We start from the raw sequence: 13,958 nt of genomic DNA on the forward strand, positions 1-13,958 counted from the left end.
CTTTGGCGGACGGTAGTAGCATGCGCGACGGCCGAGCAAGCCGGCGCGCGCGGTCGTGCCATGCAGAGAGAGCGGGTTTACTGCCCCGCCGCCTCCGCGCCGCGCGTGCGCGGATCGGCCGCGCCGAGCGGTCCGTTCGGCGTCACGAGAATCGAATTCGCCGATGTCTGTCCCATCGGCTCGACGATGAGATGGCCCATCACCTTAAGCCCGAGCAGCACGTCGTCGGGAAAGCCGCGTTCGACGCGCACTTCATCCGGCAACCATTGGTGATGCAGCCGCGGCGCTGCGACCGCGGCCGCAACATCCATCCTGTAGTCGAGGACGTTCACGATCACCTGAAGCACGGTCGAGATGATGCGGCTGCCGCCAGGCGAGCCCGTCACCAGCACCGGCTTGCCGTCCTTCAGCACGATGGTCGGGGACATCGACGAGAGCGGCCGTTTGCCGGGTCCAGGCAGATTTGCCTCGAAGCCGACGAGGCCATAGGCATTGGAAGCGCCGACCGCCGCCGTGAAATCGTCGAGCTCGTTGTTGAGCAGCACGCCGGTGCCTTCGGCGACGAGGCCGACGCCATAGCTGAAGTTCAGCGTGTACGTGTTGCTGACGGCGTTGCCGCGACTGTCGACGACGGAAAAATGCGTGGTGTTGCTGCCCTCGCGCGGCGCGGCAGACGCGGACACGAGGTCATTCGAGGGCGTGGCGCGTTCGGCGGAAATGCCCGCGCGCAGCTTGGCGGCGTAGTCCTTTGCGATGAGCGTCTCGATCGGCGCGTCGACGAAGGCGGGGTCGCCGAGATAGCGCGCACGGTCGGCATAGGCGCGCTTCATGGCCTCGATCAAGAGATGCAGCGATGCCGGCGATCCCTGCCTCAGATCAGCGAGCTGAAACCCCTCGAGGATGTTGAGTGTCTCGACCAGCACCACGCCGCCGGACGAGGGCAGCGGCATCGAGACAATATCATAGCCGCGATAGGTGCCGCGCACCGGCGCGCGGATGACCGGCTGATAGGCTCTGAGGTCGGCCGGCGTCATGATGCCGCCGGCGTCGGTCACGGCCTTGGCGAGCTTCTCCGCGACCGGCCCCTGATAGAAGCCGCGCGGCCCCACTGCGGCTACGGCCGACAACGTTTCGGCGAGATCGCCCTGCACCAGCCGGTCACCTTCGCCCAGCGGCGTGCCATCGGGCCGCGAGAAGATCTTGGCCGAGGAAGGCCAGCGTGCCAGCCGCCGGTGCCAGCTCGGCAGCGTATCGGCAATGTCGTCGCTGACGGTGAAGCCATCGCGGGCGAGCGCGATGGCCGGCGCGAGTAGTTGCGCCAGCGTGAACTGTCCCGAGCCGTATTTGTCCAATGCCAGCGCGAGGCCGGCGACTGTGCCGGGCACACCGATGCCGAGCGCGGAATCGCGCGACTTCGTCGCGTCAGGCTTGCCATCGGCGCCGAGAAATATCTGCGGCGTGGTTGCAGCCGGCGCCGTCTCGCGATAGTCGATCGTGACGTCTTCATTGCGATCGGCGGAATGAATCACCATGAAGCCGCCGCCGCCGATATTGCCGGCGCGCGGGTAGGTCACCGCCATCGCAAAGCCGGTCGCGACCGCAGCATCGATCGCATTGCCGCCGCGCCGCAGGATGTCGGCGCCGACCTGTGCGGAAATCTTCTCCTGCGCCACCACCATGCCGTGCTCGGCGGCGACGGCGCGCACACTGTCGCGTGCAGGCGGGACATAGCCCGTCCGCGCATCCTGAGCGGCCGCCGGAGCGAAGCCAAACGCCAGCGTGGCTATGAAGGCAAAAAATGTCCGCCGTGTCGAATATGACGACATCATCAAACTTCCGCCGCGTGCTCGGGCCAGTTCACACGTCTCGGTGCAATGCTATACGGTTTGCGCCGGTAGAGGCAAAACTGTTCGTGATGAGGACTGCGTGATGACGACGATCGCCCCCGACGTGCGCATGACCAGCACCCCGCGCACCTATCCGCCCCGTGCCGCCATCGTCAGCTGGATCTTCTTCGACTGGGCTGCGCAGCCCTATTTCACGCTGATCACGACCTTTGTGTTCGCGCCCTATTTCGCGAGCAGCGTTGCGCCAAATCCCGCCGCCGGCCAGTCGCTGTGGGGCTTCGCGATGGCCGCGGCGGGCCTTGCGATCGCGCTGCTGTCACCCGTGCTGGGGGCCATCGCCGACGCGGCGGGCCGCAGGAAGCCATGGATCGCAGGCTTCGGCGCGGTGCTGGTGCTGGCGTCCTGCACGCTCTGGATCGGCAAGCCCGGCGATTACGCCATCATTCCGACCTTGCTCACCGCGGTCGCGCTCGCCAGCGTCGGTGCGGAATTCGCCACCGTCTTCAACAATGCGATGATGCCGACCCTGGTGCCGCCGGAACGGATTGGCCGGCTCTCCGGCACAGGCTGGGCTACGGGCTACATCGGCGGCATCGTCAGCCTGGTCATCGTGCTCGGCCTGCTCGCCGCCAATCCCGAGACTGGCCGCACGCTGCTCGGCGTCACGCCGTTGTTCGGGCTCGATCCCGTCACGCATCAGGGCGACCGTGCCGCCGGGCCGCTGACGGGGCTGTGGTTCATCATCTTCGTGACGCCGATGTTCCTGTTCACGCCGGATTATCCGGCGAGGCGCCCGTTGCACGAGGCGCTGCGCGAGGGCCTGTGGGAGCTCAAGCAGTCGATCAAAGGGTTGCCCAAGCAGAAGTCGCTCGCGGCGTTCCTGCTCGCCAACATGATCTACACCGATGGTCTCGTGTCGCTGTTCGCGTTTGGGGGCATCTATGCCGCAGGCACGTTCGGCTGGCACACGATCCAGATCGGTACGTTCGGCATCATGCTCGCGATTGCCGGCGCGTTCGGCGCATGGCTCGGCGGCAAGCTCGACGATCGTCTCGGACCGAAGCGCGTGATCGCCGGCAGCATGCTGATCCTGCTGCTGTCGCTTGCGGCGATCCTGCTGGTCGACAAGGATGCGATCTTCTTCATCAAGGTCGCGCCGCCGCAAGCAGGCGCTCCCCTGTTCTCGAGCGCGGCGGAGCGCGCCTATCTCGTGCTGGGCTGTTTGATCGGTGCGGCCGGCGGCCCGCTGCAGGCCGCCTCCCGCACGCTGCTGATCCACCTCGCACCGCACGATCGCATCGCTCAGTATTTCGGCCTGTTCGCGCTGACCGGGAAGGTGACGTCCTTCGTCGGACCACTCTTGATCGGCATGATCACCGCGGTGACCGCGAGCCAGAAGGCCGGCATGGCCGTGCTGGTGGTGTTCTTCGTTGCGGGACTTGGCCTGTTGATGCGCGTGCGGGAGTAGCCCGCAGCATGCGATCTCACCTCAGTCATTGCGAGGAGCGAAGCGACGAGGCAATCCAGACTGCCCCCGCGCGAATGAATCTGGATTGCTTCGCTACGCTCGCAATGACGAAGTCAGGACCGATGCGCGCCTAGGGCGAGCTTGTCCGGGACGACAGTGAGGCTCAGTGCCTGAAGTGCCGCGTGCCCGTGAACACCATGGCGATGCCGTGCTCGTCGGCGGCCTTGATCACCTCGTCGTCGCGCATGGAGCCGCCGGGCTGCACCACGGCGGTTGCGCCGGCCTCGATGCAGGCGAGCATGCCGTCGGCGAACGGGAAGAAGGCATCCGACGCCACCACCGAACCCTTGGTGAGCGGCTCAGCCAGCTTCAGCTCGGCTGCGGCATCCTGCGCCTTGCGTGCCGCGATCCGTGCTGAATCCACCCGGCTCATCTGGCCTGCGCCGATCCCGACGGTGGCGAGATCCTTGGCGTAGATGATGGTGTTGGACTTGACGTGTTTTGCCACCCGGAACGCGAATTTCAGGTCACGCATCTCCGCGTCGGTCGGTGCGCGCTTGGTCACGACCTTGAACGTCATGTCGTCGACCACCGCGTTGTCGCGGCTCTGCACCAGCAGGCCGCCCGCGACCGTCTTGGCGGTGAGGCCCGGCGCACGCGGATCGGGCAGGCTGCCGGCGAGCAACAGGCGGAGGTTCTTCTTGCCGCCGATGATGGCGATCGCCTCCTCGCTGGCATCGGGCGCGATGATGACCTCGGTAAAGATCTTCGTGATCTCGCGCGCGGTGTCAGCGTCGAGCGCGCGGTTCATCGCGATGATGCCGCCAAAGGCTGACGTCGAGTCGCACGCAAGCGCCTTGCGATAGGCGGTGACGAGGTCGGGGCCTTCCGCGACGCCGCAAGGATTGGCGTGCTTGACGATGACGCAAGCCGCCGTGCGCTTGGCGTCGAACTCGCCGATGCATTCATAGGCGGCATCGGTGTCGTTGATGTTGTTGTAGGAGAGCTCCTTGCCCTGGAGCTGCCGTGCGGTGGAGACGCCCGGGCGCCTGTCCGGCGTCGCATAGAACGCCGCGGTCTGGTGCGGGTTCTCGCCATAGCGCAGCGACTGGATCAGCCGGCCGCCGAAGGCGCGGAAATCCGGCGCATCGATTTCGAGCTGTCGGTTGAACCAGTTCGAGATCGCGGCGTCATAGGCCGCGGTGCGCGCGTAGGCTTTCGCGGCAAGCCGGCGGCGCAGCGCAAGCGTGGTCGCGCCGTCATTGTGGGCAAGCTCGTCGAGCACCGCCTTGTAGTCCTGCGCCTCGACCACGACGGCGACATCGTCATGGTTCTTCGCAGCAGCGCGGATCATCGCGGGTCCACCGATGTCGATGTTTTCGATGCAATCCTCGAAGCCGGCGCCTTTGTCGACGGTTGCTTCGAACGGGTAGAGATTGACGACCAGGAGATCGATCGGCGCGATCCCGTGCTTCTTCATCGCGTCCGCATGTTCGGCATTGTCGCGGATCGCGAGCAGGCCGCCATGCACTTTCGGGTGCAGCGTCTTGACGCGACCGTCCATCATCTCGGGGAAGCCGGTGAGGTCGGAGACGTCCTTCACCTTGAGGCCCGTCGCGGCGATCGCTTTTGCGGTGCCGCCGGTCGAAACCAGCTCCACGCCGCGTGCGGCGAGCGCGCGGGCAAACTCGATCAACCCGGTCTTATCGGAAACGGAAAGCAGCGCGCGGGTGACGCGGCGGGTCGTGTTGGTCATGGACAAGATCCTCTGTTGTAAGGAGTACCTATGCCCAGGCGCGCGGCAGCCATATCCCGCGCTTCCCGATGGTGCTCCATCCAAGGTCGCCAGTCGCGCGAGCGCGTGTTCGTTAGCAGCTTTCGACCGTTTTCACAACGCCGGGATGGGCCGAATCGCGCGCGGTTACAACGGAAGTTCCGGCTCACGCCTGGCGTTGCGGCGGGCGTTGGTGACTGCGGGCGAGGCGGTGGAGCGGACGAAGCTCCAGCGCACCGACGGCGCCTGGCGGGCGTTCTGCCGGATCACGATCTGCGCGGTGCGGCGCGGGCCGTCATTGCCGGCCAGGAACACGCTGTCCTCGAGGTCGACCTTGTCGTCCAATGCTTCAAAGGTCCAGACGTCGCGATTCGGCAGCACCAGCATGACGCCGCGGGCGTCCGACAACCGGCTCGCCTTCACCGCCGGATGCAGATGGAAGCGCAGCGCGAAATCCGCATCGGCACCCTTGAAGCGTCCGCCCTGCGGCGGCGACAGCGTGTCCTCGCCGTCGATACGCGCGCCGTCATTGGTGATCATCAGCACGCGGCGGTGGATCGCCCCGAACTTGCCGAGATAGCCGTCATGCGACGTCGTCAGCAGCATGCCGTTCGGCACCACCTCGCGATAGCTCTCGACCTCGACCGGACCGCTGGTGACGGGTGCGCCGTGCAGGAGCCGTTTCATCGCCGACATCTCGACGAACTGGCATGACGAGGTGTCGTGATAGGTCAGCGTCGAATGCGCCGCCGTGCTGCGTGCGAACGGCCGCCAATTGTCGCGACCCGTGGTCGGCATGCCGCAATTGATGACGATGCGGCTGATGCCGGAAGACAGTTCGAACGCCAGGCAGCCGGCATGGGCATCATGGCTGACGCCGGCCGGCGGCGGCGGGCCGGTATCGATGATCAGCGTGGTCTGGCCGGCATCGAGGCGCTGGAAGCCGGTATGCGGCATGTTCGCCATCGGCACGCCGTGGGTGTCGTCATAGGCGAGCAGCGTGGCGAGCAGGTCCGAAGAGGTCGCGCTCATGCCGTTGAACAGGGCGAAATTGCCGTCGCCGTGCCGGAAGAAGCGCAGCATCGGCATCATGCGGTCGATCGCATTGAGCAACGCCGGCGGCGGCGCGATGTTGCGCGCGGCAAAGGTCTGCCGCAGCGGCAAGAGATCGATCAAAAGTTCGATCAGCGCGCCCGGGTTGCGGGAGATGTGGCCACCGTCGGGCAGGATCTGCCGCTGCAATTCATCGGACAGCTTCTTCGAGGCGCTGCGGATGTGACGTGTCTGGTTGGCGAGGCACAGGGCCGCATAGCACAGCGCGATCAGCACCTGGAGCTTCGGCACCCCGTCCGGAATGTCGACCATGGTGTAGCGCAGGAAGCGGATCTCTCGCGCCAGGGCGCGCAGATAGCGCCTATAGAACTTGTTGTCGGTCTCGCCCAGCACCAGCGGCGCCTGCGACAGCAGCGAGATCACGCGCCGGGCCAGCACGTCGGCGCGGCGCGCGACGGGGCGGCGCTTGTTGGCGGGGTTGGCGATCCAGTCCTCGATGAGTGCCCGCGCATTCGCCCGCGTCAGCGCGGTGTCGGCGGCGCGCAAATGACGCAGCCAGCCGAAGCCGAGCAGCGCAACCTCCCAATCCTCCGACGGCGGCTCGAGATCGAAGATCGAGCGGCCGTGGCAATTGACGATCTTGCCGGCGAAGACGAAGCGTCCGGCATAGATCTCGGCGGCGCGGGTCGCGTCCGCGGTGCGCAGGTCGTGCGGTGCGATGATCAGCCGGTCGGTGCGGCCGGGCCAGACCCGCGACAACGCAACGGAACCGCCGCTCGCGCGCGCGAGCATGTTCCGCGCGAAGCGGTTCATGACCAGCGTCGAGATACGTCTGCGTTGAGCGACCGACACGCCTTGCCTTGAAGGGGGAGAGGATCAGTGACGAATCCTTATTAATCCCAAAATCGGACGTCTGACACCACCTTGAACGGCGCGAATCAGCGTCGTGGTCGCAAAATCCAGTGCAAAATCAGGATTTAACGAGCCGGGCCGCGAAAAATCCGTCGAGGCCGCCGAGCTTGGGATCGGCGTTCGGCAGATGGCAGGGCAGGGTGCGAAGATCGCCGTCTCGGTTGAGGATTTCGTCCAGTCCCGCGACCTCCGACGCCTTGATCGGAACGCGGCGAAGCGCAGGCTCGGCGGCGAGCAGCGCCGCCACGGCCTGCTCACCCTCCTCGGGCTCCAGCGAACAGGTGCAATAGACCAGCGTCCCGCCTGGCTTGAGCAGCGACACCGATTTTCGTAGCAACCGCTGCTGCAGCACGGCCAGGGCGGCGATGTCGGATTCCTGCCGCAGCCATGCCACGTCGGGATGACGGCGGATCGTGCCGGTCGAGGTACAGGGCGCATCAATCAGGACGCCGTCGAAGGCCTCGGCCGGGCCGGCCCATTCCACGGCGTCAGCGACGATAGTCTCGGCCTGGAGCGACAGTCGCGCCAGGTTTTCGCGCAAACGCGCCACCCGCGCGGGCGAGCGGTCGACGGCCGTGACATGCGCGCCCGATAGCGCCAGCTGCGCGGTCTTGCCGCCGGGGGCGGCGCAGAGATCGGCAATGGACTTGCCTTTGACGTCGCCGAACAGCCGGGCGGGCAGCGCGGCGGCAGCATCCTGCACCCACCATTGTCCCTCGGCGAAGCCGGGCAGCATGGTCACCGAACCGTGCAGCAACATCCGCACCGTTCCCGTCGGCAGTGTCTCGCCATGCAGACGGCTCGCCCATTGTGCAGGATCCGACTTCACCGTCAGATCGAGCGACGGCTCGTGCCCAAGCGCCAGTGCCATCTCTCGCGCGGTCGCTTCGCCATAATGCGCGCTCCAGCGCGCGAGGAGCCACGGCGGCAGATCCAGCGATTGCGTCGCGACTTCCTCGACCAGCGCCTTGCCCTCGCGCGCACAGCGGCGCAGCACGGCGTTGACGAGGCCGGCATAGCGCGCGGCGCGGCGGTCGGATTGCACGAGGCGAACGGAAAGATCGACCGCGGCATGATCCGGCACGTCCATCCAGAGAATCTGGGCGGCGCCGATCAACAGCGCGCTCTGGGCGCGCGGCGCGTCGGAAGGAATGCCCTTGTCGAGCAGGCGGGACAGCACATGGCCGAGCGTGCCGAGCCGGCGCAGCACCGTGGCGACGAGGCGCCGCATCAGCGCGCGGTCGCGGTCGGCCAGCGTCTTCAGTCCGGGATGGGCGCTGCCGCCGTCGAGCTGGTCGTCAAGCGTGCGGTGCTTGTGCAGCACGCCGTCGACGATGTCGGCGGCAATCCGGCGTGCCGCAAGACCTGGCACTTCGGATGGAGGGACGAAACGTTGAGATGGCATGCGGAAGCAAGGTTCTGAGCGAGCGGCAGTTCCGCCGCAAAGGGCGCATGCCTTGAGAAGGCGATCTCTGACACGCGAATATGCCAAATGTAAGAATGTCCTCTCGCGACAGCAGTCTGCAATGACCAATTCAGCAATGCGTAATTGGACCTCGCACTTCCCCTGATCCTGCGCTAGAAACCCGAAGAGATGAGTGACCAGCCCTCCGTTCCCGATCGCAAGCCGCTGCCGCCAGCGGCACAGCGCGCGCTGGCCGAAGCCGAGGCGCGCCGGCAGGCTGCCATCGCCGCGCATGCTGGAGCCGCGCCCAGGGAGCTGCAGGGACCAAAGGGGCCGGAGCCGACCCGCTACGGCGATTGGGAGCGAAATGGCATCGCTTCGGACTTTTGACGCGCCGCGTGACGCGCGCTCGTCTTAAGTGAACTTGCCGGTTCACTCGACTCAGCCGTAGCGTGCAGGAATGTCGCGCTTCGACCCCGGCCATCCATACCGGCCTTCATACAGCGGCTCGCCATTCGGCCGCCGCTTGTCCGGCCTGTTGCCGTTGATGTTCGTGGTTGGCGTTGTGACGGCCGTCGTGCTCGGCCTTCGCCAGGGAACGATCTGGCCCATTCCGCGTGTCGATGACGAACACTCGCGCGATGCCGGGATCATCCTGCAGCAGTCCGACAGGTCCGATGTGAAGCAACCGGTCGAGGTTGTCCGCACCATCGACGGCGATACGTTCCTCGCGCGCCTGCATCGGCGCGACGGGCGCGATCTCGTCGCGCGCGTCCGTCTCCGCGGCATCGATGCGCCCGAGATGAAAGCATCTTGTCGAGATGAATTGGACAAGGCCGAGGCCGCCAGCGATGCGCTACGCAATCTGCTCGGTCAGGGCGGCGTGATGATTTACAACCTCGGTCAGGATAAATACGGCCGCCTTCTCGCCGACGTCGCCACCAAGCGCACCGCCAACGTCTCGGCCGCGTTGCTCGCCGGCGGCTTTGTTCGCAGCTACAATGGCGGCCATCGCGACGGCTGGTGCGCGCGCGGCTGGCGCTTCTGGCAATAAAAAAGCCGCGTCGAAAGACGCGGCTTTCTCATCTCGACCGATTCAGGCGATCAGCGCGTCACGACCACCGTCGTGCCGACGGAGACGCGGCCATAGAGATCGGTGATATCGTCGTTCAGCATGCGGATGCAGCCATAGGAGACGAAGCCGCCGACCGAGCCCGGCACGTTGGTGCCGTGGATGGCGTATTCGCCGCCGGCGAGCGTCATCGCCGCAACGCCCATCGGATTGCGCGGCGAGCCGCCCGGAATGACGTCGGGGATGTTCGGCTTGTCGCGCTTTACCTCGGCGGGCGGCGCCCAGGCCGGATTGAGATACTTGCCGTCGATCTTCGTCGTGCCGGCCCATTGCTTGCCGGCCTTGCCGACGCCGACCGGATAGCGCACGGCATGGCCGTTATCGAGGATGAGATAGAGCCGCCGCTCGCTGGTCTTGACCACGATGGTGCCCGGCGAATAGTCGGCCAGATGCGCCCCCACCAGTTCCGGCCGTGCCTCTGCCCCCGTCGACATCGAGACCCCAACCCCGATGGTGGCGGCCAGCGCCACTGCAATCCTCATCGACATCAATGCTTCCCTTTGCCCAAAACAAATCGTCCAAAATGACGCAAAACCCGGCAATTGCCGCCGCGCCGAGCCCTCGTCACGCTCATTGTTAACCGCGCCCGTTAACCGGATGGTTTCCACGCACGGCCACCGAGGGCCAGCCGGCAGGGGGAACAAAGGAAATGTTCGAAACAAAGTAAATGACCTGAAAACAACACTGGGCGGGAAAGACGCGGGGGAGGCACCGCCCGCTCTGACAATTACGCGAGGAGGTGCCGGGAAGAGCCGGTCTGGTCCGAGGAGCCCGCGGCTATTTGCAGATTCCGGAGCTGATCCAGATTTGGAGACTGCTCGCGGCGACACTGGAATCGACCTTCACGCTCACCCCACCGGGCGCAACGCGTGTGGCTCCAGCAGGAGCGGCGATCCCTGTGATGTCCTTGGCCAGCAGCTCAGCGAACGGGCGGTCGGACGGAGATCCATACCGCACCTCGCACGTCCGCGCCGCTGCCTCGTTCCTGGTGCCGCCCCCGGCCGTGGGCTCCTGCCATTTCCAGCCCAGCGCCCCCACCTCGCGCGCGAACGGCCTGATGTCGCGGTCGCGGTTGAAGTCGCCGGCAAAGACGAGAGAGGCTGTGTAGTCGCCCCGATATGGCAGCCAGATGCCGAGCTTGTTGGCCTCCATGGTCTGTGGCCGCGGCTTGATGCCGGTACCGAGCAACTCGTTGGTGATCTGAGCGGCCTTGGTGGCGGCCGCAAGACTCTTCGCATCCCCCGCGCGGTAATCAACCCCCGAGCGTGGCGATACGCTGTCCGGCTTGTTGTCGTTGTCGACGTTATCATCCGAGTGGAACTGCTCAAAGCCGGCGTCGTGCAGCTTCGCAAGAAGCGCATCGACCTGCTGCTGAGGACGTTTGGTGTGCAGGTAGATCGTCACTCCATTGAAAGCAGTCGCCGTCGTTGTGGCCGTAGGGCTCGGCGTCGCAGTTACGTCAGGTATGGAGGGGCGGCTTGCCGGCGGCCAATTCAGCATGACGACGGCGACCGCGACGCCTGCTGCCATTGCGATTGCCAATGCGATCAACCAACCCTGCAATGATCGTGGCTTTCCTCCGGCCGGTTCTGGTTTTGAGGGCCCAGGCTCATCTCCAGCAGGTCGCTCTTTGACAGGTCCGGGGCTGGTCGAACCAGGAAGTTCGTTGGCGGGCGATGACGTCGACTTGGTTGGAGCTGGTTGAACTCCCACTCTCAATTGAACTGCTTGACGAAGCTTCATGAACTCCGGGGCGTTGCGATCGCCTTGCCATTTCGAAAAATCGCCTGTCTGAATACCGCGGAAGCCCAGCGGAGGCTTGGCACCGTCCAGCGAGATCGGAACGAGCTTGCCCGCCTCATTGGCGAGCCCGGCTTCATCAAGAACGTATTTGGATTTCGTCGAGGCTTTCGACCACGCGACGATCGTGCACGACGCTCTATTCAGCTCTTCCTCGATCTCCTCGCTGAAGGATCGTGCGATCTGAAGATCGTCATCCCACCACACCGTCCACTCGGTTTCGAGTGCATGAATGATGGGCTCGATCTGCGCGCGATCAACCTTGGCATAGCTGAAAAAAATATCGGCCAAGCACCAGCCCTCGCATAATCGCCCTGGAATAACAACTTCAGGTTAGTCCTGGAATCCTTCGCGAGCAACATTGCAGGATTGGCGACGATGTGGGCCAAAAATGACGGGGCCACGCAAGCGTGGCCCCGGCATGAAGTTCAGAGTTGCGGGGTCCCGGTTCGATGCTCACGCATCACCCGGAACGATCCCGATGACTTACGCCGATTTCCGGTTCTGCCGGTTCTTGACGAGATCGTCGACCACGGCGGGATCGGCCAGGGTCGAAGTGTCCCCTAAGCTACCGGGCTCGTCCTCGGCGATCTTGCGCAGGATGCGCCGCATGATCTTGCCCGAGCGGGTTTTGGGCAGACCCGGCGCGAACTGGATCTGGTCGGGCGAAGCGATCGGGCCGATCTCCTTGCGCACCCAGGTGACGAGTTCTTTCCGCAGATCGTCGGTCGGCTGCACGCCGGCCATCAGAGTGACATAGGCGTAGATGCCCTGACCCTTGATGTCGTGCGGAAAGCCGACCACGGCGGCCTCCGACACCTTCTCATGCGCGACCAGCGCGCTCTCGACTTCCGCGGTGCCCATGCGATGGCCGGAGACGTTGATCACGTCGTCGACGCGGCCGGTGATCCAGTAATAGCCGTCGGCGTCGCGTCGGCAGCCGTCGCCCGTAAAATACTTGCCCTTGTAGGTCGAGAAATAGGTCTGCTCGAAACGGGCGTGGTCGCCGTAGACCGTGCGCATCTGGCCCGGCCATGAGCGCGTGAGACAGAGATTGCCGGTGGTCTCGCCTTCCAGCACCTTGCCGTCGGCGTCGACGATCTCCGGCACCACGCCGAAGAACGGCTGCGTCGCCGAGCCCGGCTTCAGCTTGGTCGCGCCCGGCAGCGGCGTGATCAGGATGCCGCCGGTTTCGGTCTGCCACCAGGTGTCGACGATCGGGCAGCGGTCGTCGCCGACGACGCGGTGATACCACTCCCAGGCTTCCGGATTGATGGGCTCGCCGACCGAGCCGAGCAGGCGAAGCGAGGCGCGCGAGGTCCTTTTCACCGGCTCGTCGCCGCCCTGCATGAGTGCACGGATCGCAGTCGGCGCGGTGTAGAAGATGTTGACCTTGTGCTTGTCGATGACGTTCCAGAACCGCGAATTGTCAGGATAGTTCGGTACGCCCTCGAACATCAGCGTGGTCGCCCCGTTCGCCAGCGGTCCGTACAGGATGTAGCTGTGGCCGGTGACCCAGCCGACGTCCGCGGTGCACCAGTAGATGTCGCCGTCGTGATAGTCGAAGACGTATTGATGCGTCATCGCGGCATAGACGAGATAGCCGCCCGTCGTGTGCAGCACGCCCTTGGGCTGGCCGGTCGAGCCCGAGGTGTAGAGGATGAACAGCGGATCCTCGGCGTGCATGTGCTCGAGCGGGCATTCCGTCGTCACCATCGCCGCCGCCTCGTGGTACCAGAGGTCGCGGGTCGGGTTCATGTCGACCTTGCCGCCGGTGCGTTTGACAACGACGACCCAGTCGACGCCGTCCGTCTTGGCGAGCGCAGCGTCGACATTGGCTTTCAGCGGCACCTTCTTGCCGCCGCGCAGGCCTTCGTCCGCGGTGATGATGACCTTGGATTGGCAGTCATTGATGCGCTGGGCGAGACTGTCCGGCGAGAAGCCCGCGAACACCACGGAGTGGATCGCGCCGATGCGTGCACAGGCCAGCATCGCATAGGCGGCTTCGGGAATCATCGGCAGGTAGATGGTGACGCGGTCGCCCTTCTTGACGTTGCGGGTGCGCAAGATGTTGGCCATCCGGCAGACCTCGTCGTGCAGCTCCTTGTAGGTGATGTGCTTTGACTGCGAGGGATCGTCGCCTTCCCAGATGATCGCGGTCTGGTTGGCGCGCGCAGGCAAATGCCGATCGATGCAGTTGTGGGCGACGTTGAGGACACCGTCCTCGAACCATTTGATCGAGATGTTGCCGGGGGCGAACGAGACGTTCTCGATTTTCGTCGGCGCCTTCATCCAGTCGATGCGCTTGGCCTGCTCCGCCCAGAAACCGTTCGGGTCCGAGATCGAGCGGGCGTACATCTCCTTGTACTTGGCCTGGTCGATCCAGGCGCGTTTCGCCCACTCCGCGGGGACGTCGTAGATCTTCTCGGACATGCTTCCCTCCACATACGGCGGGCCGAACGCCAGCGATCGGCGAGCCGACTTGATCATTGACTGATTATGCGTCGGGCTAGCCGGACCCGACAAGGAGCACAAGCTGGACCTTCGGTGGGCTGCCGGCCATGCGG

10 protein-coding genes and 1 riboswitch are annotated in these 13,958 nt (G+C 65.2%); of the genes, 3 read left to right on the forward strand and 7 right to left on the reverse strand.

Annotation, left to right across the window (positions count from 1 at the left end; all coding sequences use genetic code 11):
• Nucleotides 1–77: 77 nt before the first annotated feature.
• Nucleotides 78–1,829: a gamma-glutamyltransferase gene (ggt, locus tag BRAD3257_RS01225; RefSeq protein WP_122400300.1), complete on the reverse strand. Its 1,752-nt coding sequence runs from the start codon at nt 1,827–1,829 to the stop codon at nt 78–80.
• A 100-nt stretch (nt 1,830–1,929) separates the two neighbouring features.
• Between ggt and BRAD3257_RS01230 the strand changes: the two genes are divergently transcribed.
• Complete coding sequence (locus tag BRAD3257_RS01230; protein WP_122400301.1) at nt 1,930–3,315, forward strand: MFS transporter; 1,386 nt, start codon at nt 1,930–1,932, stop codon at nt 3,313–3,315.
• Between the two features lie 163 nt (nt 3,316–3,478).
• Here BRAD3257_RS01230 and purH read toward each other — a convergent pair whose 3' ends face one another.
• The 3 genes from purH to BRAD3257_RS01245 all read right to left on the reverse strand — a co-directional run bounded on the left by purH (nt 3,479) and on the right by BRAD3257_RS01245 (nt 8,459).
• Nucleotides 3,479–5,071, reverse strand: a complete 1,593-nt coding sequence (gene purH, locus BRAD3257_RS01235) for a bifunctional phosphoribosylaminoimidazolecarboxamide formyltransferase/IMP cyclohydrolase (protein ID WP_122400302.1) — start codon at nt 5,069–5,071, stop codon at nt 3,479–3,481.
• A 25-nt stretch (nt 5,072–5,096) separates the two neighbouring features.
• A riboswitch (ZMP/ZTP riboswitch) is annotated at nt 5,097–5,178 on the reverse strand.
• A 58-nt stretch (nt 5,179–5,236) separates the two neighbouring features.
• Nucleotides 5,237–6,955, reverse strand: a complete 1,719-nt coding sequence (locus tag BRAD3257_RS01240) for a heparinase II/III family protein (protein WP_162500058.1) — start codon at nt 6,953–6,955, stop codon at nt 5,237–5,239.
• 157 nt (nt 6,956–7,112) lie between these two features.
• Nucleotides 7,113–8,459, reverse strand: coding sequence for an RsmB/NOP family class I SAM-dependent RNA methyltransferase (locus BRAD3257_RS01245; RefSeq protein ID WP_122400304.1), 1,347 nt, complete (start codon nt 8,457–8,459; stop codon nt 7,113–7,115).
• 189 nt (nt 8,460–8,648) lie between these two features.
• Here BRAD3257_RS01245 and BRAD3257_RS01250 point away from each other — a divergent pair, with 189 nt between their 5' ends.
• Nucleotides 8,649–8,849, forward strand: coding sequence for a DUF1674 domain-containing protein (locus tag BRAD3257_RS01250; protein WP_122400305.1), 201 nt, complete (start codon nt 8,649–8,651; stop codon nt 8,847–8,849).
• 70 nt (nt 8,850–8,919) lie between these two features.
• The gene (locus tag BRAD3257_RS01255) at nt 8,920–9,513 is read left to right on the forward strand and encodes a thermonuclease family protein (protein WP_122400306.1); all 594 of its coding nucleotides are present in this window, start codon (nt 8,920–8,922) and stop codon (nt 9,511–9,513) included.
• Between the two features lie 50 nt (nt 9,514–9,563).
• Here the strand turns inward: BRAD3257_RS01255 and BRAD3257_RS01260 are convergent, their stop codons facing one another.
• The 3 genes from BRAD3257_RS01260 to acs all read right to left on the reverse strand — a co-directional run bounded on the left by BRAD3257_RS01260 (nt 9,564) and on the right by acs (nt 13,824).
• Nucleotides 9,564–10,079: a L,D-transpeptidase gene (locus BRAD3257_RS01260; RefSeq protein WP_122400307.1), complete on the reverse strand. Its 516-nt coding sequence runs from the start codon at nt 10,077–10,079 to the stop codon at nt 9,564–9,566.
• A gap of 289 nt (nt 10,080–10,368) precedes the next feature.
• Nucleotides 10,369–11,682, reverse strand: a complete 1,314-nt coding sequence (locus BRAD3257_RS01265) for a toll/interleukin-1 receptor domain-containing protein (protein ID WP_160118742.1) — start codon at nt 11,680–11,682, stop codon at nt 10,369–10,371.
• A 195-nt stretch (nt 11,683–11,877) separates the two neighbouring features.
• Nucleotides 11,878–13,824 (reverse strand): acetate--CoA ligase, encoded by a 1,947-nt coding sequence (gene acs / locus BRAD3257_RS01270; protein WP_162500059.1) that lies wholly within the window; start codon nt 13,822–13,824, stop codon nt 11,878–11,880.
• Between the last annotated feature and the right edge of the window lie 134 nt (nt 13,825–13,958).

Source organism: Bradyrhizobium vignae (assembly GCF_900324035.1).
GTDB classification, from domain to species: domain Bacteria; phylum Pseudomonadota; class Alphaproteobacteria; order Rhizobiales; family Xanthobacteraceae; genus Bradyrhizobium; species Bradyrhizobium vignae.